Annotated in this window: 21 protein-coding genes; 10 read left to right on the forward strand and 11 right to left on the reverse strand. The window is 64.0% G+C overall.

The genetic code is table 11. The features are described from left to right. Positions 1–46: 46 nt before the first annotated feature. A complete protein-coding gene (yjjX, locus tag GCU68_RS10185; protein WP_152941286.1) occupies positions 47–577 on the reverse strand; it encodes an inosine/xanthosine triphosphatase in 531 nt (176 codons plus the stop codon). A 219-nt stretch (positions 578–796) separates the two neighbouring features. Here yjjX and GCU68_RS10190 point away from each other — a divergent pair, with 219 nt between their 5' ends. The 5 genes from GCU68_RS10190 to GCU68_RS10210 all read left to right on the forward strand — a co-directional run bounded on the left by GCU68_RS10190 (position 797) and on the right by GCU68_RS10210 (position 4,894). After that, complete coding sequence (locus GCU68_RS10190; RefSeq protein WP_152941288.1) at positions 797–1,777, forward strand: transcription initiation factor IIB; 981 nt, start codon at positions 797–799, stop codon at positions 1,775–1,777. A 135-nt stretch (positions 1,778–1,912) separates the two neighbouring features. Beyond that, on the forward strand, positions 1,913–2,140 hold the full coding sequence (locus GCU68_RS10195) for a UPF0058 family protein (protein WP_152941290.1): 228 nt from the start codon (positions 1,913–1,915) through the stop codon (positions 2,138–2,140). Positions 2,141–2,240: 100 nt separating this feature from the next. Continuing rightward, the gene (locus GCU68_RS10200) at positions 2,241–2,921 is read left to right on the forward strand and encodes a type I 3-dehydroquinate dehydratase (RefSeq protein WP_152941292.1); all 681 of its coding nucleotides are present in this window, start codon (positions 2,241–2,243) and stop codon (positions 2,919–2,921) included. Between the two features lie 116 nt (positions 2,922–3,037). Next, on the forward strand, positions 3,038–4,300 hold the full coding sequence (locus tag GCU68_RS10205; protein ID WP_227014819.1) for a CAP domain-containing protein: 1,263 nt from the start codon (positions 3,038–3,040) through the stop codon (positions 4,298–4,300). Between the two features lie 156 nt (positions 4,301–4,456). Then, entirely contained in the window at positions 4,457–4,894 is a 438-nt protein-coding gene (locus GCU68_RS10210; RefSeq protein WP_152941294.1) for a zinc ribbon domain-containing protein, read from the forward strand. Between the two features lie 118 nt (positions 4,895–5,012). Here GCU68_RS10210 and GCU68_RS10215 read toward each other — a convergent pair whose 3' ends face one another. Beyond that, the gene (locus GCU68_RS10215) at positions 5,013–6,212 is read right to left on the reverse strand and encodes a 3-dehydroquinate synthase II (RefSeq protein WP_152941296.1); all 1,200 of its coding nucleotides are present in this window, start codon (positions 6,210–6,212) and stop codon (positions 5,013–5,015) included. A gap of 176 nt (positions 6,213–6,388) precedes the next feature. Here GCU68_RS10215 and GCU68_RS10220 point away from each other — a divergent pair, with 176 nt between their 5' ends. After that, complete coding sequence (locus tag GCU68_RS10220; RefSeq protein WP_152941298.1) at positions 6,389–7,066, forward strand: HAD family hydrolase; 678 nt, start codon at positions 6,389–6,391, stop codon at positions 7,064–7,066. 17 nt (positions 7,067–7,083) lie between these two features. Here GCU68_RS10220 and GCU68_RS10225 read toward each other — a convergent pair whose 3' ends face one another. Together GCU68_RS10225 and GCU68_RS10230 are read right to left on the reverse strand one after the other, a co-directional pair. Further along, a complete protein-coding gene (locus tag GCU68_RS10225) occupies positions 7,084–7,617 on the reverse strand; it encodes a hypothetical protein (RefSeq protein ID WP_152941300.1) in 534 nt (177 codons plus the stop codon). A 94-nt stretch (positions 7,618–7,711) separates the two neighbouring features. Further along, entirely contained in the window at positions 7,712–8,287 is a 576-nt protein-coding gene (locus GCU68_RS10230; RefSeq protein WP_152941302.1) for a SprT family zinc-dependent metalloprotease, read from the reverse strand. A gap of 90 nt (positions 8,288–8,377) precedes the next feature. Between GCU68_RS10230 and GCU68_RS10235 the strand changes: the two genes are divergently transcribed. Beyond that, positions 8,378–9,349 carry a phosphorylase family protein gene (locus tag GCU68_RS10235; RefSeq protein WP_152941304.1) on the forward strand — a complete coding sequence of 324 codons (972 nt, stop codon included), beginning with the start codon at positions 8,378–8,380 and terminating at the stop codon, positions 9,347–9,349. A 17-nt stretch (positions 9,350–9,366) separates the two neighbouring features. On the opposite strand, the gene GCU68_RS10240 is transcribed toward GCU68_RS10235, so the two are convergent. From GCU68_RS10240 to trpC, 4 genes are read right to left on the reverse strand one after another with little or no spacing between them, the layout of a single operon-like run. Continuing rightward, complete coding sequence (locus GCU68_RS10240; RefSeq protein WP_152941306.1) at positions 9,367–10,164, reverse strand: 2-amino-3,7-dideoxy-D-threo-hept-6-ulosonate synthase; 798 nt, start codon at positions 10,162–10,164, stop codon at positions 9,367–9,369. Between the two features lie 24 nt (positions 10,165–10,188). After that, positions 10,189–11,052, reverse strand: coding sequence for a tryptophan synthase subunit alpha (trpA, locus tag GCU68_RS10245; RefSeq protein ID WP_152941308.1), 864 nt, complete (start codon positions 11,050–11,052; stop codon positions 10,189–10,191). Next, positions 11,049–12,314, reverse strand: coding sequence for a tryptophan synthase subunit beta (gene trpB / locus GCU68_RS10250; protein WP_152941310.1), 1,266 nt, complete (start codon positions 12,312–12,314; stop codon positions 11,049–11,051). Before trpB ends, trpA begins: the two co-directional genes overlap by 4 nt. Before the next feature lie 31 nt (positions 12,315–12,345). Further along, on the reverse strand, positions 12,346–13,134 hold the full coding sequence (gene trpC / locus GCU68_RS10255) for an indole-3-glycerol phosphate synthase (protein WP_152941312.1): 789 nt from the start codon (positions 13,132–13,134) through the stop codon (positions 12,346–12,348). Positions 13,135–13,263: 129 nt separating this feature from the next. Here trpC and GCU68_RS10260 point away from each other — a divergent pair, with 129 nt between their 5' ends. Next, positions 13,264–13,734, forward strand: coding sequence for an MGMT family protein (locus GCU68_RS10260; protein WP_152941313.1), 471 nt, complete (start codon positions 13,264–13,266; stop codon positions 13,732–13,734). 38 nt (positions 13,735–13,772) lie between these two features. On the opposite strand, the gene GCU68_RS10265 is transcribed toward GCU68_RS10260, so the two are convergent. From GCU68_RS10265 to lonB, 3 genes are read right to left on the reverse strand one after another with little or no spacing between them, the layout of a single operon-like run. Next, a complete protein-coding gene (locus tag GCU68_RS10265) occupies positions 13,773–14,126 on the reverse strand; it encodes a hypothetical protein (protein WP_152941315.1) in 354 nt (117 codons plus the stop codon). A gap of 25 nt (positions 14,127–14,151) precedes the next feature. After that, complete coding sequence (locus GCU68_RS10270) at positions 14,152–15,120, reverse strand: CPBP family intramembrane glutamic endopeptidase (RefSeq protein WP_152941317.1); 969 nt, start codon at positions 15,118–15,120, stop codon at positions 14,152–14,154. A 6-nt stretch (positions 15,121–15,126) separates the two neighbouring features. Next, on the reverse strand, positions 15,127–17,313 hold the full coding sequence (lonB, locus tag GCU68_RS10275) for an ATP-dependent protease LonB (protein ID WP_152941319.1): 2,187 nt from the start codon (positions 17,311–17,313) through the stop codon (positions 15,127–15,129). A 265-nt stretch (positions 17,314–17,578) separates the two neighbouring features. Here lonB and GCU68_RS10280 point away from each other — a divergent pair, with 265 nt between their 5' ends. Next, on the forward strand, positions 17,579–18,097 hold the full coding sequence (locus tag GCU68_RS10280; RefSeq protein WP_152941321.1) for a nicotinamide-nucleotide adenylyltransferase: 519 nt from the start codon (positions 17,579–17,581) through the stop codon (positions 18,095–18,097). A gap of 60 nt (positions 18,098–18,157) precedes the next feature. Beyond that, complete coding sequence (locus tag GCU68_RS10285; RefSeq protein ID WP_152941323.1) at positions 18,158–19,006, forward strand: SAM hydrolase/SAM-dependent halogenase family protein; 849 nt, start codon at positions 18,158–18,160, stop codon at positions 19,004–19,006. Positions 19,007–19,020 lie beyond the last annotated feature (14 nt).

Below are 19,020 nucleotides of genomic sequence, written 5' to 3' on the forward strand. Positions count from 1 at the left end.
ACGGGTCGTTTCGATTCGAGCCGTCGGTTACGACCGACACTGAATATCACCTGCTCGGACGGCTACGGTCGCTGTCGGCGACGAACGGCCCGAACGCACAGGCAACCGCTTCCCCGAGTGCCTGCGCCCGGCTCGTCAGTCCGGCTGTGAGCACGCCGGCAGCACCCTCGTCTTTGGCTATTCCATCGGTTCCGAGCCGGTCGTCCATCACCGGCCCCAGTTCGGCCCCGGCCTCGAGCCGAGTCGCAACGTCGTCGGGAAGCGGCAGTGTAGGTCCCCCACCACGTTCGAGCCGCTCGCCGTCGGTGACGGCGGCCCACATGATTAGCGACAGTCCGGGGACACCCTCGAGGCGAGCGACACCACCCTCGAGCCCGACGCCGTAGTCAGCACCGGTCGCTTCGAGCGCTCGCCGGGCGCGGGTATCGGCGCCCGTTACGGTCTCGTCGATCGACCACGGCTGTTCGGGCACACCCGAGTCGACGGCGACCGCGGTCACCGTCGGGTCGAATCGCTCGAGCGTCCGTTCGACTGCGTCGATCTTGACCGGATTCGTGCTTCCGACTGCGACGTCCATACGGTGGGTTCGAACGGGTCGAATTTGGAAACTCCGATCCGGCGGTGCTTCTAGGCTTTAATGTTTTGATCGTTAATGCTAGTTCCCGCGAATTACCCGTTCTCGAGAGGTGTCGGGCTTCGATTTCGAAACCCTTAACCATCGAGTGTCAGAACGAGGTAGGTAACGAATCCGTCCGGGCTTTTGCAGCCAGTTCGGCCGGTCAGCACTTGCCATCGTATGACCAACACCACATCGAACACCAGAGTACGGCGTACCGGATCAAAAACGAACGAGGAAACGACCGAGACCGAACAGAACGACCTGGTTTGCCCCGAGTGTACGGGCAACCTCGTCGTCGACGACGAACACGGCGAGACGGTCTGTGAAGACTGTGGCCTCGTCGTCGAGGAGGATTCCGTCGACCGCGGCCCCGAGTGGCGTGCGTTCGACGCTGCCGAGAAAAACGAGAAGTCCCGCGTGGGCGCGCCCACGACGAACACGATGCACGACAAGGGGCTCTCGACGAACATCGACTGGCGGAACAAAGACGCCTACGGCAACTCCCTTGGCTCCCGCCAGCGCGAGAAGATGCAACGCCTTCGGAAGTGGAACGAGCGATTCCGCACGCGTGACTCCAAAGAGCGGAACCTGAAACAGGCTCTCGGTGAGATCGACCGGATGGCTTCTGCGCTTGGCCTGCCGACGAACGTCCGCGAAACCGCTTCCGTCATCTACCGACGCGCACTCGACGAGGACCTGCTGCCCGGCCGCTCCATCGAAGGTGTCTCCACGGCCTGTGTCTACGCCGCCGCCCGACAGGCAGGCGTTCCCCGCAGTCTCGACGAGATCGCCGACGTCTCCCGCGTCGAGAAAAACGAGATCGCCCGCACCTACCGCTACGTCGTTCGGGAACTCGGCCTCGAGGTCCAGCCGGCCGACCCCGAAAGCTACGTGCCACGGTTTGCCTCCGGACTCGATCTCTCCGACGAGGCCGAGCACCGCGCACGTGGGCTGCTCCAGAACGCCAAGGAGAAGGGCGTCCACAGCGGTAAATCGCCGGTCGGCCTCGCTGCCGCCGCCGTTTACGCCGCCGCACTGCTGACGAACGAAAAGACCACGCAGGCTGCCGTCAGCGACGTCGCCGACATCTCCGAAGTGACGATTCGAAACCGGTATCACGAACTCCTCGAAGCCGAGGAGACGCTCGGACTGGCCTGATCGACAGGGTCGACTCACCGCCCCTTGTCAGGATCGACCGATATTTTTTCACTCGTTTAATACATCAGCGCAACAGTGTTACTCCGAAATCGTGAAAAGGGCTCTAAGTGGGAGACGGTTGTGCCATGCTGTACCATGCGATCCCAGGAGTACGTACAGCTCCATGCGCTGCTGCAGGAAATACGTGCGACCGTCGAGGAGAACCAACAGACGGCAGACGCTTTCGAGGCGTACGATACACAGCCGGTTCGGCCGGTACACGTCCATCTCTCGAAAGCCCAACATCGACGGGCGATCTTCCTCCTCCTCGAGGGTATCAGTGAAACGCTCGAGACACAAGCGTCTCCGGAAGTAGCGGTCTGACGCGGACACGATCGCAGGACTGTGAGTAGACGGGTCGTTCTGTACCACCGGAAAGTCCTCGAGCAGACGCCTTTTTGTCGATCCGAGCGAGTGTGCCCACATGGACTTCGATTCGTTCGTCCTCGCCGCATCGACCGCTGATCTCTCCGAGGAACCGGCCGCTCGCGAACACGCCGACGCGATCGAGTACCGTATGGATCTCGCTGACGAGCCACTGACTGCCCTCGAGGCCTACGACGGGGACGGCCAACTGCCGATCCTCGCGACCAACCGCGCCGAGTGGGAAGGTGGCGAGTGGAGCGGTGACGACGACCGCCGACTCGAGGTTCTCGCCGAGGCAACCGCCGTCGACGCCGTCGAGGCGATCGATATCGAACTCGAGGCGGTTTTGGCTGGTGACGCCGACGACCTCCTCGAGACGGCTCGCGAGCGCGACGTCGCCGTCGTCGCGTCGGCCCACGATTTCGAGGGAACGCCGACTCGCGGCGAGCTGGTCTCGACGCTGACGGAAGCGCACAAGCACGCTGACGTCGCCAAAATCGCTGTTACCGCCGAGTCCCACAAGGACACCCTCGCCGTGCTCGCAGCGACGGAACAGTTGACCGCCCACGGCGACCCCGTCGCGACGATGGCGATGGGCGAACTGGGGAGCCATACGCGTGCAGTAGCGCCGGTGTACGGTTCACGAATCGGCTACGCGCCCGTCGATCCCGACAACGCGACCGCTCCGGGGCAGTACGATCTCGAGACCCTCTCGAGGCTGGTCGCGGACCTCAGTTGAGCGTCGCAACGTACGTAAAATAGCTGCACATATGAACGCATTCGTTGGTACGGATCAGTCACGCAGCCGTGACTATACCGATGCAAAGACTTTCACGATCGGTGGTAACGTTAGCGATGATCGTCGCCCTCGTCGCGAGTACGGCGGGGATCGGAGCCGCTGCCCCCGGACCGAACGCGACATCGATGGACGTCGACACCGACGATCGACCGATAGATGTGTCGAACTGGCTGACACCGAGCGACAACGGCGCGGGTTCGATCGACGATCGGTCATCGGTACCCGAGCGACTGTCGTTCGTCGAGCGATTGCTCACGAACGTCTTCTCCAGTGCGTTCGATCAGCCGGAGCAGACGGACCGCCCCGCAGTTCCTGACGACGATGCGTGGACGGACCGTGGTGACTCGAGCGACGATTCCCTCGAGCGCGACAATGGTGACGCGGACGGCAATGACGAGACGGCAACCGACGAAGTGGCGAGCGACGACGATGAATCGGATGTCGTCGATGACACAGACGAGAACGCACCTGAGGAATCGGACGACGAGAACGCCGGTGATGAGTCGTCCGACTCAGTCGACGATGAAAACGAAACGGACGGCATCGAGGACACCGACGAGACGGACGGCGAAACCGACGGTGCCGACGAGTCTGACGAGCCGAGCGAGTCCGACTCCGAGGGCGAAACCGACGATACCGACTCGAGTGACGATACCGCCGGCTCGGACGAAAGCGAGATCGACGATGACGATTCCGCTGGCGACGACACCACGGAATCGAGTGCGTCCGACGACGGTGACGAGGCAGACGAGAGCACCGTGGTCGATGGCGATGCCGAAGATACCGACGACACTGTGTCCGACGATGGCACGACTGACGAAGACGCCGACATCGCGGGCGACGGCACGCTCGATCGGGCACTCGTCGAACAATATATACACGAAGGCATCAACGAAGAGCGAACCGCTCGCGGACTCGAGGCGCTCGAGTTCGACGAAGTCCTCCAAGAGATCGCACGCGGGCACAGCGAGGACATGGCCGAGCGCGGGTACTTTAGTCACGAGGACCCGGAGGGCAACACCTTCGCGGACCGCTACGCCGAACACGGCTACGAGTGTCGGGCGTACACGGACGGTGGCGCGTACTACACCGGTGGCGAGAACATCGCCTACACGTACGTCGACCAGCCGGTCCGAACGGACTCGGGCGACGTCGTCGAGCACACGACCGAACGCGAACTGGCCGACGGCCTCGTCGAGCAGTGGATGAACTCCGACGGACACCGCGAGAACATCCTCGCCGACCACTGGAACACCGAGGGGATCGGGATCGCCGTGACCGACGACGACCGGGTGTACGCGACCCAGAACTTCTGCTAGCCACCGATCTCGACAGCACCGACGCCGCCCCTCGATTCTTTCGAACCGACTCGAGAGCGCGAGTCGCCGAAGGTAATCGCTGTTTGATTGATCGCCAAATGAGACGAAAAGAGAAATCGGAATGTTAAGGGGACGGGTCCCCTAGCACCACGTACGATGACATGGCTCCGTGCGCTCGCTGCCGCTGTTCTCTCGGTTATTATGCCCGGTGCGGGCCACGCCCTGATCCGGGATTGGCTCCGTGCGATAGTGTTTGCTGGACTGTATTTTTCGGCGATGCTGTACTTTTTCCCGATCGAGTTGGTCGCCGATGCCACCACGATGACCGACGCAATGGAAGTCCTCTCCGCGGAGACCGATACGATCTCGCAGTTCGTCCTCTCGTTTCTCGTCCTGTTCGCGACGATCGACGCCACGTTCCGGGCGGCCGGCTTCCCGCCGACGGGCAACCGTTCGAGCGACGGGCCGTCCTGTCCCCAGTGTGGGAAGGAACTCGACGACGACCTCGAGTTCTGTCACTGGTGTACGACCCGCTTAGAGCCGGTCGAGTCGGACGCCGACGCGCAGGCTCGAGACGAAACGCCACAGCCGTGAACAGACGGTGCTCTCATCGGTGGGTTCTTCGTCGACACTGTTGTCGAGTTGATGAACGTGAAAATACGGCGTTTCCGACAGCCCGGACGGAGCCGACCGAACTGCCACGCAGTCGCCCTTACTTCTCGATGATGCTCTCTTCGACGGCCTCGCCGAAGTGACGCGCGGTATCCTCGTAGTAGAGTTTGATTTCGTCACCGGCCTCGAGGGCGGTCACGGCTTTTCGGCCGTCGGGCGTGGCGACTTTTATCGTCTCTGCGTTCTGCAACAGTGTCTCGACGCGGTCGCCGTCGGCGGTCTCTAGGGCGACCCGGAACATCGGCCGTTTCTCGATTTTGACGCGGCCGACAATCGCTTCGCGGGTGTTGCCGTTGAGATCGACAATCTGCACCTCGTCGCCGCTCTGGAGTTCCGAGAGATACTTCGTGCCGCCGTCGGGCGTACGGACGTAGGCGTGGACCGCGCCCGCGTTGACCCGGAACGGTCGCGAGGCGACGTACGGCGAGTCGGCTGTCTCGGCGTGGACGAACACGAGGCCGCGCGCCATCGAGCCGACGAGCATTCCTTCGTCGTGTTCGAGCAGGTTGCCCGTATCGACACAGACCCGGTCTGCGCTGCCGATCTGCTCGACATCGAGCACTTCGGCGTATTCGAGATCCAGCGACTCGCGTTCGGCCTCGTCGCGGACCTCGACGGTCTTGCGGATCTCGTCGGGGTCGTCTGAGTCGAGCAGGACGGAGTCGGAACCGATCTCGAGCGTTTCGAAGGCCGTCTTGGCCTCCTCGGCGCTGGTGACGCCCGCGACGAGGTCGGTCTCCTCGCCGATGCGGGCGATCAGGTTCTCGAGTGGGATGATCGTCCAGTCGTCGCCGATAACGATGGTGTAGTCGGCTTCCTCGGCGGCGGTTTCGGCGAAATGTTCGTACTCCTTGGCGAGGATGCGGACGTACGCGCCGCGCTCTAGGTCGCCGTCACGACGGAGCGTCGAGAGGTCCGCCGACCCGGAGAGATCCTCGGGGAGGTCGATCGTCGCATCACCCTCGCCGTCTTTGCCGACGATGACAGCGTCGGGTCGCTCGGTCGGTTCTGCCTCTTCGACGTCGTCATCGTCCGCGTCGACGTCGTCGACCAGCGTCACGTCGCCGTCGGTGCGAAACGCCGCGACGTTGATGTCGCCGAGTTCGCGCACGCGGGCAACGTCTGCTTCGTCGACCAGTACCCAGTCTGCACCCGCCTCGAGCGCGGCGGTGATCCGCGCGCGGCGGTCGTCCCAGTCACCGACGGCGTCGTCGGCTTTTACCCAGACAGATCGCGTCATAAATCGACCGACGAAGGGCACTGGCTTGAACGTGGCGAATGCCACAGACCTCACCGCGACGCAGTCGGGACCAGCGCCGAGTGCCGGTCACTCGACGGTGACTCGATCGTCTTCGGCGACAGTAGCCGTCGAAATCGGCGAAACGTTGAGAACGCCTGCGCCCCTCTTTTGGGATAATGACTGCGTACGAGGCAATTTATTTCGATCTCGACCGAACGCTCTGTGAGCCCACACAGGACGCCACGACGCTGCTCGAGTCGGCGTTCGACCGGGCCGACGTCGACCCGTTCTGTACGCCGGCGGAGCTGCGAGCGGTCGTGCCGTCGCTGCCGACGGCTCAGACGGATCGGGAGTTCTATCGAAACCTGTTCGCCGAAGCCGCCAGCCGCGCCGACGTCGACCCCGCCGTCTCTTCGTCGCTTGCAGAGCGGTATCTCGAGGTCCAAGACCCCACCGCCGTCCGATTCCGTCCCGGCGCGAAGGCTGCCCTCGAGCACGCTCGTGAGTTCGGGCCGGTCGGCCTGATTACGAACGGTGGCCGACCGACACAGACGAAGAAACTCGACGCACTCGACATCGCGGATGCTTTCGACGTCCGCATCTTCACCGACCCGAGCGCCGGTATCGAACCGAAGCCGAGTACGGTCCCGTTCGAGCGGGCGCTTTCGGAACTCGACGTCGCCGCCGACGCGGCGGTCCACGTCGGCGATTCGCTGCACGCGGACGTCGCGGGCGCGAACGCCGTCGGGATCGATTCGGCGTGGGTCGACACCGGACACGACACCCTCGATGGCACGCCCCACCAACCGACGTACGAACTCACGTCGCTCGAGGCGTTCGAGACGATCGTGTAACGGGCTGCAAGCGCAAGCTACTGGTCTGGAAGGAGATCCGTGTGGACGACGGCCCGATACTGGCCGTTCGACGCTTCCTCGAGTCGCTTGAGTAACGCGGTACCCTCGCCGAACGCCTCGGGAAGGGTAAAGGGGTCGTCGTCGTGCTCGTCGCGTTGGGTACAGCGCTTGACGAACGTGGCCAGCGTCGGATACGTTCCCGGTCGCGCGTAGACGACGCCGATATCCTCGGTCACCTGGTCGGTCCAGCGCTCGAGTATCCGTTCGGTCTTGCGGCGCGGTTGTTGCTGCTTTTCTGCCAGCCTCGCGGCGTCGATCTCGCTCTCGCCGAGGACCTCGTCGAAGGCGTCCTGCAGTTCGTCGGCGTTGTCCTCGATCGACGGCGCGTCCGCGTCGGCCTCGAGCAACTCGACGAACGCCTCAAGCTCTGTCCGTCGCGCGGCGATCGGATAGACGAAGTCGTGGGTGTCTTTCGGCAGTTTATACGAGTGGCCTTCGACGCCCTGTTCGCCGGAACTCGATTGGCCAAGCATCAAGTCGAGTATGCCCATACCCGAACCAGGTGCCGGGAGTCGAATAAGTATTCCGTGGCTATCTCACCAGCTACAGACTCCAGTCGGTAACGACGCGCCGAAACCGGCGCGCTCACCACTCCTCACCGAGTGCCGACTTCGCGCCGCCGAAGCCGCTCGCGGTCGTCCACGTTCGGCCGCTCTCCCCGTGTTCGACCTCGTAGCGACCGCCACACTCCCCACAGCGGTACTGTGCCGGCGCTTTCACCGGTCTCGAGGCCCGATGCCGCCTCGCGTGCCAGTCACACTCGCCCTCGAGACATCGGAGGACGTACCGTGGCGCTGAAAATCGTCGGCAGTGACGCGGCGCGTCGAGTATCGCCGCCTGCTCGCGAAACCGCGGGCCGTGGCCCGACTCGCCAAAGTGCTGGAACTCCCAGACGTGGACGAGTTCGTGTCTGACGACGCCCGCGAATGCCGGCCAGTCGTAGCGTTCGTAGGCCTGTCGCGTGAGCACGATCGTCGCCACCTCGCGGTCTACGTCCCATCGACACGCGCCCGCCCGCCGACGAGCGCGCGTCGTGACTTCCCACTCGAGCGCGTCGCGATCGATCTCGAGGGCGTGGTCGGCGAGCACCTCGCGGGCGTGAATTCGGGCTCGAGCGAGGAGTTCGTCGTCGATCGTGAGATCGGTGTCGTCGCCGGTCACGGACGGGCGGACGGTGCCGGCGATAGAAATGCTTCCGATCGATCCCGTGAAAGCAGGGAATACTTTGCCCAGCCGTTCCCGATCCTCGCTATGGACATCGACGAGCCGCTCCCGACGCCGCGTGAGCCCGATCCGAACGCCCCCGTTTGCCCCACCGGACTGGTCCTCACCGCCGCGTTCGAGCCGCCGCTGGACGAGCGAGCGCCGTGGCTCGAGCGATACGAAATCGTCGACGCGCTCGCGGTTCCAGGGGCGGAGACGCCGCTGTATCTGACTGCCTCGGGATTCGCCATCACGACTACTGGCATCGGCAAAAGCGACGCGGCGACGACGGTCACCGCGTTGCTCGGGAGTTCGGGCGTCGATCTCGACTCGGCGTACGTCGTCTCGAGCGGTATCGCCGGCTCCTCGCCGGAAACGACGGCACTCGGTTCCGTCGCGATCGCGGATGCGGTCGTCGACTGTGATCGAAAACACCGCTGGGATCGACAGGGCGCAAGCGACACCGAAACCGTGCCCGGGACCGCCTCCAAGAGCACGCCGATCGATCTGCTGGCGTATCGACCCCGCGACTACGTGCATCACCTCGAGTCGACTCTCGTCGACCGTGCGGTCACCGCCGCGGAGGGCGTCGATCTCCGCGAGGACGACGCCGCACGCGACTACCAGACCCAGTACCCGGCGGCGACGGACGCCGGACCGTCGATCGAGCGCGGGACAACCGTCTGCGGCGACGAGTTCTGGCACGGCCCCAAGTACGCGCGGGAAGTCGAGTGGCTCTGTGGCGAGTACGGCGTCGCACCGTACGTGACGACGCAGATGGAAGACGCCGCGACGGCGACCGCCCTCAAGCGCTTCGGCCGCCGTGAGCGCTATCTCAGCGTGCGTGCCGTCGCCAACTACGACCGGCCGGCACCCGGCCAATCCGTCGAGGAGAGTTTCGACGGCAACCCGGCGAGTCTCGAACTGGCGATCGACAACGCCGCCCGTGTCGGCTCGGCAGTCATCGAGGCGCTTATCGCGAGCGATCCGCTCGAGATCACTGGCAGCGAGAAGCAGTAAGCAGGAGTCGAGTCGATTCAGGCCTCGAGCGCGAGGCCGGCTTCCGTAAGCGCTTCCTCGGTCGAAAGATCGTCGTGGACGACGCCAGCGACGGCGCGGGCGATCGCTTCGGGATCGTCGTGCTGGAAGATCGACCGACCCATCGAGACGCCGGCACCGCCGGCGTCCATCACGCCGCGGACCATCTCGATCGTCTCGCGGTCAGTCCCTTTGGAGCCGCCGGCGATGACGACCGGGAGGCGAGTCGATTCGACGACGTGCTGGAAGCTCTCGGCGTCGCCGCTGTAGCCCGTTTTGACGATGTCCGCACCGAGTTCCTCGGCGAGTCGCACCGCGTGGCCGAGCGCTTCGGGATCTTCGGGGTCGACGCCCGGGCCGCGGGCGTAGGCCATCGCGAGGACGGGCATCCCGAACTGTTTCGCGGTCGCCGTGACCTCCGAAAGCTGGGCGATCTGGTCGGGCTCGTGGTCCGAGCCGACGTTGATGTGGAAGGAGACGGCGTCAGCGCCGACGCGAACGGCCTCCTCGACCGTGCCGGTCATTCGCTTGTCGTTCTCGTCGGGGCCGATCGTCGTCGAGCCGTTGAGGTGGACGATGTACCCTTTGTCGTTTTTGTTGTCGTGGACGCGGGGTGCGATTCCTTTCTGCGTGAGGACTGCGTCGGCACCGCCGCTGGTGACCCCGTCGATCGTCGATTCGATGTCTTTCAGCCCCTGGCAGGCACCGATCGTGATGCCGTGGTCCATCGGGACGATTACGTACGTGCCGTCTGTGCCGATTCGATCGAGTCGTGCGTCGATTCCTGTCGTAGTCATTGCGGGAGTGTAGCAAGCTTGCAGTTATGGCTGTTCTGGTTCCGGGGCGTCGATCGGGTCCGCGTCAGTGCCACCGTCGGCACCGCGGATCGCACCGCGTTTGAGTTCCTCGGCTTTGGCCTCGAGGTCGGCCACTGGGTCGTCGCTTTCGGCGACGATATCGATGAGCGCGCTGCCGACGATGACGCCATCCGCGCCGGCTTCGATGATCTCGGCCGCGTGGTCGCCCTCGCTGACGCCGAAGCCGACCGCCTTCGGAACGCCGTCGGAACACGGTTCCGAGACGTCGTACTCCTCGAGCCGGGTCAGGCTGTCGTGGGTCGCGTTCGAGACGTCCGCGCGCGCGCCCGTCGTGCCGAGTCGGGCCTGCACGTAGACGAAGCCCGACGCCTGCGACATGATCCGCTCGAGCCGTTCGCCCTCGGTCGTCGGCGCGACGATGAAGACGAGGTCAAGGCCGTGGTCGTCACAGGCCGCACGCAGCGGGTCCGACTCCTCTGCGGGCAGGTCGGGAACGATGATCCCCGAGAGGCCGGCCTCGGCCGCGCGTTCGACGAACGGACGCACGTCGGGTTCGTCTCCATACTGCAAAATCATGTTATAGTACGTCATCACCAGCAGCGGAGCCTCGGTCTCGAGGTCGTCAACGAGCTCGAAGAAGCCGGCCGGCGTCGTCCCGGCGTCGAGCGCGCGGTTGATCGCCGCCTGAATCGTGGGGCCTTCTGCGATCGGTTCGGAAAAGGGCAGGCCGAGTTCGATCAGGTCCGCGCCGCCGCGGTCGAGGGCTTCGACGTACGCTTTGGTGTCCTCGAGCGATGGATCGCCCGCGGTGAGATAGGTGATGAGCGCGGGGTGGTGCTCGCGGATGGCCGCTTCGATGTCGCTCACTGGCCAAACACCTCCACGTCCGGAGCCGCCTCGAGATCACGGTTCTCGGTCTCCTCGAGCACCGTTTCTAAGTCCTTGTCGCCGCGGCCGGAGACGTTGACGACGACGAGGTCGCCGAGTTCTTCGTGTTGCTCCTCGAGATAGCCGAGTGCGTGACTCGACTCGAGGGCGGGGATGATCCCCTCGAGATTCGAGAGGCGGTGGAAGCCGTTGAGCGCGGCCTCGTCGTCGACGCTTGCGGGCGTCACGCGCCCGATGTCGACGAGATGGGAGAGTTCGGGGCCGACGCCGGCGTAATCGAGGCCGGCGCTGACGCTGTGGGATTCCATAATCTGGCCGTCCTCGCTCTGGAGGAGTTTGGTCATCGCGCCGTGGAGCACGCCGTCGGTCCCCGTCGAGAGCGTCGCGGAGTTCGGTGCCAGCGCGTTTTCCTCGTCGATCTCGAGACTCGAGCCGCCGGCCTCGACGGCGTAGAGGTCGACCTCGTCGTCGGGGACGAAGGCATGAAACGTCCCCATCGTGTTCGAGCCGCCGCCAGCGCAGGCGACGACGCTGTCGGGGAGTCGTCCCGCCCGCTCTCGAATCTGCTCGCGAGCTTCCTGTCCGATAACGGCCTGAAAGTCCCGCACCAGTTTCGGGAACGGATGTGGACCGACGACGGAGCCGATCACGTAGTGAGTGGTCTCGACGGTCGTTGCCCAGTCACGCATCGTCTCGTTGATCGCCTCTTTCAGCGTGCCGCTGCCGGCCGTAACGGGGTTTACCTCCGTGCCGTTCATCCGCATCCGGTAGACGTTCGGTCGCTGGCGGTTGATGTCCGTCCGACCCATGTAGATCTCACAGGGCATGTCGAGATGCGCCGCCGCCATCGCGGTCGCGGTGCCGTGTTGGCCCGCGCCGGTTTCGGCGATGATCCGCTCTTTGCCCATGTACTTCGCGAGCAGGACCTGACCGAGCGCGTTGTTCAGTTTGTGTGCGCCACCGTGGACCAGATCCTCGCGCTTGAGGTAGATCTCTCGGTCGTAGCGCTCGCTCAGCCGCTCCGCACGCTGCAGCGGTGTCGGTCGGCCGCCGAAATCGCGCATTCGCTCGCGGAACTCGTCCATGAAGCCGTCCTCGTTTTCGAGGACGTAGCGTTCGTAGGCGTCCTCGAGTTCCTGGACAGCCGGCATCAGGGCTTCGGGGACGTACTGGCCGCCGTACTCGCCGAACGTGGCCTCGCTGTCGCGGTCGCGTCGGTGGTCGTGATCGCTCGTACTCATCGATCTGCTCCGTGCTGGTGTGGCTGGTTACTCATGTCTGATCGTCTCCGTCGCTTGCGTTCACGAGTCGTCGCGTGTTCTCGGTTACGTCGCTGTCGCCGCCGGCGTGATCCATGATGGCGCTGCCGACCAGTAGGGCGTCGGCACCCGCCTCGCGCATCCGCCGGACGTCCGCCGGTGACCCGATTCCGCTCTCGGCGATCAACGTCACGTCGTCCGGCACGTGGGCCGCCACCGACTCGAAGGTTTCGAGGTCCACCTCGAGTCGCGCCAGATCCCGGTTGTTCACGCCGATGAGTTTCGCACCCGCCTCGAGAGCCGTCTCGAGTTCCGTGCGGTCGTGGACTTCGACGAGTGGCTGGAATCCACGCTCGCGGGCGGCGGCGATGAGCCCCTCGAGATCGTCGACGAAACGAACGATGAGTAAGAGGAGGTCGGCTTCGACGACGTCGAGCTGGTCTTCTCGGACGACGAAGTCCTTTCGAAGAACGGGAACGTCGACGGCCTCGCGGACGCGCGTCAGCGCCTCCGGCGACCCACCGAAGTGGCTCGGTTCGGTGAGCACCGAAATCGCCGTCGCACCGCCGTCGATCATTGCTCGTGCCAGTTCGACAGGGTCGTCGTCGCGGGTCCCGTCAGCAGTTGGACTCGTCGGCTTCACTTCGGCGATTACTGGGACGCGACCGTCGGATTCGGCTTGTGCCAGCGCGTCGGAGAGCGATCGCGCAGCCACGGACACCGTCTCGTCGTCACCACCTCGCTCCCGAGCCGCGTCGAGAATCGAGGCGACCGCGGGGGCGAGCTCCGTCTCGGAGTTCATTGTTGTACATCAACGTACTCATATGTACAAAAGCCTTGCGCCATACACGTCCGCTGGCTTTGCCAGCCCGCGTGGCGATAGCCAGCCACGACCGGCGAATATTCATGCCCCTGTCTCTAAGGCACGCGCATGGAGGACGTCACGGACGCCGGAATCTACGCGCGGGAATCGTCGTATCTCGATCGATACATCCAGCTCGGTGCCGCCAGCGGGCGCGTCCTGAGTGTCTCGTTTCCCACGACGCCCGCGGACGACGCCGAGACCGACCATCCCGTACTCGACCGAATCTTCGAATATCTCGACGGGCTCGAGGAGGTCGAGTTCGACGACGTGCAGGTTGCCCTGACCGTTCCGACCGACCAGCGCGCCGTCTTAGAACACGTTCGGGAGATCCCCTACGGCGAACAAGTCGATGTCAGGGCGCTCGCCCGGATGACGCCCGAACTGGACCCGGACGACGAGGACGATATCATCCTCGTTCGAACCGCCTTAGACGAGAATCCGACGCCGATCCTCATTCCGGACCACCGCGTTCGCGACGGTCCGAGCGCTGCGCCCCCAGCTATCGAACAGAAACTGCGCTCGCTCGAGGGGCTGTAGGTTCGCAGTACCCGCGCTCCTCGTTCGTTTTCCGACGTTCATTCGGCGTACCAGACGGCATAGATATACAGTCCGATCCCGACGAACACGACGATCGACGACAGTTGTCCGATCGCTGGTGCAGCAGTAACCAGGAACGCAAACTGGAGGAGCCCACCCACGACGAGGCAGGCTGCTGCGCCCACGATCGCAGAGAGACCACGTTCGTGCCCAGCCTGCAGGTACAGCACCGTCCCCACGCCGACCGCGATCACGCCGAAGACGAACTCGGCGGCAAACGCTGCCAGTGGGTCGGCCGTGAACTGTGCGTACGCGAGTACGGCGAAGTAGAAGACGACCCCCAGAAAGATCAGTCGGTAGATCCGCTCCGGGGTGTCATCGAGTGCGCTCATATCGCTACTGAACGGCTCCCCCGGCTTAGCTTTCGAGGGTTCGCGCCCACTCGAGGCCGAAACGCTCGTGAACGATGAACTCGAGGGCGTTGATCAGGTAGTGGGCGACGACGACCACGAGGAAACTCCCGGTAGCGATGAAGAGTCCCGCGAGGACGAAGCCGAGCGCCCCCGTAACGACGATCCCGATCGACCCTTGCATCCCGTGTCCGAGGGCGAAGGCAACCGACGAAATCACGGCGAGCAGCCACGGCGAGATCCCGAAGCCGACCGAGAGCGCACCGATCAGCGCCGCCCGGAAGAGCAGTTCTTCGAATACGGCGATAATGGGGAGCACGACGATCAGCAGGGCCAGCCAGCCCCGTGTCGACTCCGGTGTCAGCAGCTCTCGAAGCTGTTCGTCGTGTTCGAAGCCGAAGCGAGTCGCCGTCGCGGCGCTGAGTTCGTTTGCGACGTAGAGGACGAGTCCGAACGCTGTCCCCAGCACAAGTCCGTGCTCGAGGTAGTCAACGGAGAACTCGATCCCCAGCGCGTCGGCGGGAACGGCGGTGTAAACCACCGCGCCGAGCAACAGCAGCGCGAACACGCCCTGCGAGAGTGCGACGTTCGCTAACAACTCTCCTGCCGACAGCGATCTGGGGTCGACGTCGGCTGACCGGCGAGGAGTGTCGCCGACGCTCGGCGGTTTCTCCGATGCCGTTCCCGGTGCGTCCTTATCAAGCGCGAGGTTGGCATCGGCGTCGACAGCAGTTTCAGCCTCGAGTTCGGGCCCGATAGCGCTACTCGAGTCGTCGACGTCGGTCGCTGACTCGGACGCAGCCGCTGGCGTGTGCGTCAGTTCTGATGCTGGATCGGACGCCGAACTCTGCTCGGAGAGACGGCTGTCTGCATCGTCGGACGAATCGGAAAACGCGGACTGGGTCAGTTGCGACAGCCCTAACAAAAGCACGAGGACGACGCCCGTAATCCCGGCGAACGTCGTCCAGTCGGTCATCGATCGTTACTGCGGACTCGGGTTCGACCCGCTTGCAGAGCCGACGGCACCCTGACTCTGATCGAACGCCGTGCCGGTGATCGACTTGAGGCGGTCGAGCAGCGAGTCCTTCTCGGGCTGGCCGATGAGGGCCACCTCGAGGACTTCGCTGATGTTCGAACACGGCACGATGTCGATCATCTCCTCGTACTCGTCTTCGATCATCACGTCCTGCTCGTTGGCCTTGGGGATGATGACCGTCTCACAGCCGGCTTTGGCGGCGGCTTCGATCTTGTGGGTGACCCCACCGACCGGAAGCACGTCGCCGCGGACGGACAGCGAGCCGGTCATGGCGATCGACTGGTCGACCGGGATGTCCTCGAGCGCGGAGATGACGGCCGTTGCCACCGTAATCGAGGCGGAGTCGCCGTCGACGCCACCTTCGCCAGCCTGGACGAACTGGATGTGGATGTCCTTCTCCGAGAGGTTCACGTCGGAGAACTTCTTGATGATCGCCGAGACGTTCTGGACCGACTCCTCGGCCATCTCCTTGAGCTGGCCGGTCGCGATGACCTGCCCGGGCCCCTGTGCGGGGGCGATCTCGGCCATCACGGGCAGCATGATCCCGGAGTCTTCACCCATGACAGCGAGGCCGTTGACACGGCCCTCGACGCCGTCTTCGGTGACCTGCAGTTCGTAGTCTTTGCGGCGCTCGATGTAGTCGTCGGCGAGCTGTTGCTCGATCGACCGGGAGCGCTGTTTGGCCTGCAGAACGTCCTCGCGGGTCGTGCGGTCGCGGTCCTCGGCACGGGCGATGTCACCCGCGACGCGGACCAGTCCACCGAGGCTGCGGAAGTGCAGCGTCAAGTGGTTCTTGCGGCCCGAACGACGTTTGGCCTCGAGGATGAGTTCCTCGACGGCCTCGTCGGTGAAGTGTGGCAGGCGGCCGTCTCGTTCGACCTCCTGGGCGACGAAACGGGCGTACTTGCGCCGCATTTCGGGCGTGTCCTCGATGGTGTCCTCCATGTACACCTCGTACCCGTACCCTTTGACACGGTTACGGAGCGCGGGGTGCATGTTCTCCATGGCGTCCAAGTTCCCTGCAGCGATCATGATGAAGTCACAGGGGACGGGTTCGGTCTGGACCATCGCACCCGAAGAGCGCTCGGACTGGCCCGTGATAGCGAACTCGCCTTCCTGGATCGCGGTCATCAGCTTCTGCTGAGTACGGACGTCGAGCGTGTTGATCTCGTCGACGAACAGCACGCCCTTGTTGGATTTGTGGATCGAGCCGGGCTCGACGCGGTCGTGGCTCGGCGTCTCCATCCCACCCGACTGGAACGGGTCGTGACGAACGTCGCCCAGCAGCGCGCCGGCGTGGGCACCGGTCGCGTCCTCGAACGGCGCGGTGCGCTGGTTGCCGTTGTTGACGATCATGTTCGGCACCATCGCGTCGGTGCCACGGGACGTGTAGCGGAAGATCAGCCAGACGATCCCCGCCGCGAGGATGCCGAGCAGAATGCTGGCGGGGCTGAGGATCGCGTAGCCGATGATGATCGCGATGATGACCCACATCAGGATCGAGCGCATCTGGTTGCGCTTGCGGGCTTCCTCCTTGTGGGCGTCGATGATCTGTTCGCCCTTGCCTGCGGGCACGGTCCGGACTTTCGGCGCGTTGCCGTCGTCCGGGTTGTGATACACCAGGACGTCTTGGAGGTCTTCTTTCGGAAGCAGCTGGCTCATCGCCTTCGCCAGCATCGACTTCCCGGTCCCCGGCGAGCCGATCATCATCACGTGGCGGCGCTGCTTGGCCGCCTTGATGATGATGTCTCGTGCTTCGTCCTGACCGATGACCTGATCGACGAGTCGATCCGGGACCTCGATGTCTTCCGTCGAGTCGATCTTGAGACCACCAAGCAGGTCGTCTTCGGCGATGTCGTCGTCTATCTCGACACCTGGATCGACTTCGACCGTACTCCCGAGGTCTTCGACGGTTTCGATATCGTCGTCCTCCTCGGTCGGCTCGGGCTCGTCGATCGGACCGTCGAACTCGTCACCGTTGCCGACGTCGTCACCTTGGCCACCGCCCTCCTCGAGCGGCGACCGATCTCCCTGACGCGCTGGCTCCTGGTCCTGAGGCTGAGCCTGCTCCTCCTCAGGCGCAGCGCCAGTCGCGTCTTCGGGAGGGTCGTCAACGTTCGTATCGTTGCTCATAGAACTCTGTTCAGTATCTGGTTCGAAGGGATTGGCACTGATATACTTTCTCCATGCGGAGGATCGTGACAGTGGCTGAAACCGGGCCCCACAGCGCTCACAGGAGGGGATTGGCGAAGTCAGCCATCATTTTTATCCAATTCTATTCACGTAAAAATATATGTCGAAACGAGACGTGCAGTCGCACCCGCGAGTCGAACACGTGACGATGCGCTCGGAGCGTGAACTCGCCACGCTTATACACACCGCACGAACAGTTCACGGCATGAGTCGGGGGTTTTACATTGGCCGCTTTCAGCCGTTTCACAACGGCCACCTCAGTATGGTCGAGCAGATCGCCGAGGACGTCGACGAACTCGTCCTCGGGATCGGGAGTGCTGACGATTCACACTCCGTTCGGAACCCGTTTACGGCCGGCGAGCGCATCATGATGATCACGAAGTCGCTCGTCGAGTACGATCTCGTGACGTATGCGGTCCCGATCGAGGACTTAGAACGAAACTCCGTCTGGGTGAGTCACGTCCAGAGCATGAGCCCTGACTTCGAAGTCGCCTACTCGAACAACCCACTCGTTATCCAACTCTTCCGAGAAGCCAACATCGAGATCCGTCAGTCGCCGATGTTCAACCGCGACGTCCTGGAAGGGACCGAGGTCCGCGAGCGGATGATCAACGGTGACGACTGGGAGGCGCTGGTTCCCGAAGCCGTCGTCGAAGTCGTCGACGAAATCGACGGTATCGAACGCATTCAAATGATCAGTGGCTCGGACTCCGACAACAGCTAAACCCGTCGTCTCGCACTCGAGTCAGATACCACTTTCAGCGGCTGGATCGTACCCCCGCACATGATTACGCTCACGTCGGATTTCGGCACGCCGTATCCCGCGGCGATGAAAGGTGTGCTCTGTCAGCGGACGACTGCCAGACTGATCGACGTCGCCCACGATGTTCCACGGCAAGACGTTCGCGCGGGCGCGTTCTGGCTCCGCGAAGTGCTCCCGTACTTTCCGCCGGCGACCCATCTCGTCGTGATCGACCCTGGCGTCGGCACCGACCGTCGCGCGCTGGTCGTTCAGGCAGGCGAACACGTCTTCGTCGGTCCTGATAACGGCGTTCTGTGTCCTGTCGCACGACGACTCGCCGGCGACGACGCACTCGAAGCGTACGCAATCGACAAATCGCGCCTCGAGGCAGTCGAACCGACCGGACACACCGCAACCGACGCAAACGCGAGAGCGATTTCAGGAACCGACGGCGACGGGCCGGCGAGCAACACGTTCCACGGTCGGGACGTCTTCGCCCCCGCAGCGGCGGGCGTCCACGAGACCGACCTCGACGCGCTTGCCGACCTCGAGTGGCTCACGCCGATCGCGGATTCTCCTGTCGAGCTCGAACTGCCCGAGGCGACGCTCGAAAACGAGTGCGCGAGCGGTGAGGTGCTGGTCGTCGACGACTTCGGGAACGTCATCACGAACGTCCCCGGTGGCTTTCTCACGGATCGTGACCGAGTGGTGGCAAACGGCGAATCCGTTCCCGTTGGCGAGACGTTCGCCGCCGTTGCCGTCGGCGAGCGACTCGCGACCGTCGGGAGTCACGGCTACGTCGAACTCGACGTCAATCAGGGCCGCGGCGATGCAGCGTTCGACCTCGAGGCGGGCGACGAGGTCGTCCTCGAGGTGGGCGACGGCGACTGAACAGGAGGAGGCGG

The sequence above is a fragment of the Natronorubrum aibiense genome (assembly GCF_009392895.1).
GTDB lineage: Archaea > Halobacteriota > Halobacteria > Halobacteriales > Natrialbaceae > Natronorubrum > Natronorubrum aibiense.

Excerpts from the sequence above, each read along its gene's own strand:
- yjjX (WP_152941286.1), bottom strand. The coding sequence starts at position 577 with ATGGACGTCGCAGTCGGAAGCACGAATCCGGTCAAGATCGACGCAGTC.
- GCU68_RS10190 (WP_152941288.1), top strand. The coding sequence starts at position 797 with ATGACCAACACCACATCGAACACCAGAGTACGGCGTACCGGATCAAAA.
- GCU68_RS10195 (WP_152941290.1), top strand. The coding sequence starts at position 1,913 with ATGCGATCCCAGGAGTACGTACAGCTCCATGCGCTGCTGCAGGAAATA.
- GCU68_RS10200 (WP_152941292.1), top strand. The coding sequence starts at position 2,241 with ATGGACTTCGATTCGTTCGTCCTCGCCGCATCGACCGCTGATCTCTCC.
- GCU68_RS10205 (WP_227014819.1), top strand. The coding sequence starts at position 3,038 with ATGATCGTCGCCCTCGTCGCGAGTACGGCGGGGATCGGAGCCGCTGCC.
- GCU68_RS10210 (WP_152941294.1), top strand. The coding sequence starts at position 4,457 with ATGACATGGCTCCGTGCGCTCGCTGCCGCTGTTCTCTCGGTTATTATG.
- GCU68_RS10215 (WP_152941296.1), bottom strand. The coding sequence starts at position 6,212 with ATGACGCGATCTGTCTGGGTAAAAGCCGACGACGCCGTCGGTGACTGG.
- GCU68_RS10220 (WP_152941298.1), top strand. The coding sequence starts at position 6,389 with ATGACTGCGTACGAGGCAATTTATTTCGATCTCGACCGAACGCTCTGT.
- GCU68_RS10225 (WP_152941300.1), bottom strand. The coding sequence starts at position 7,617 with ATGGGCATACTCGACTTGATGCTTGGCCAATCGAGTTCCGGCGAACAG.
- GCU68_RS10235 (WP_152941304.1), top strand. The coding sequence starts at position 8,378 with ATGGACATCGACGAGCCGCTCCCGACGCCGCGTGAGCCCGATCCGAAC.
- GCU68_RS10240 (WP_152941306.1), bottom strand. The coding sequence starts at position 10,164 with ATGACTACGACAGGAATCGACGCACGACTCGATCGAATCGGCACAGAC.
- trpB (WP_152941310.1), bottom strand. The coding sequence starts at position 12,314 with ATGAGTACGAGCGATCACGACCACCGACGCGACCGCGACAGCGAGGCC.
- trpC (WP_152941312.1), bottom strand. The coding sequence starts at position 13,134 with ATGAACTCCGAGACGGAGCTCGCCCCCGCGGTCGCCTCGATTCTCGAC.
- GCU68_RS10260 (WP_152941313.1), top strand. The coding sequence starts at position 13,264 with ATGGAGGACGTCACGGACGCCGGAATCTACGCGCGGGAATCGTCGTAT.
- GCU68_RS10265 (WP_152941315.1), bottom strand. The coding sequence starts at position 14,126 with ATGAGCGCACTCGATGACACCCCGGAGCGGATCTACCGACTGATCTTT.
- GCU68_RS10270 (WP_152941317.1), bottom strand. The coding sequence starts at position 15,120 with ATGACCGACTGGACGACGTTCGCCGGGATTACGGGCGTCGTCCTCGTG.
- lonB (WP_152941319.1), bottom strand. The coding sequence starts at position 17,313 with ATGAGCAACGATACGAACGTTGACGACCCTCCCGAAGACGCGACTGGC.
- GCU68_RS10280 (WP_152941321.1), top strand. The coding sequence starts at position 17,579 with ATGAGTCGGGGGTTTTACATTGGCCGCTTTCAGCCGTTTCACAACGGC.
- GCU68_RS10285 (WP_152941323.1), top strand. The coding sequence starts at position 18,158 with ATGATTACGCTCACGTCGGATTTCGGCACGCCGTATCCCGCGGCGATG.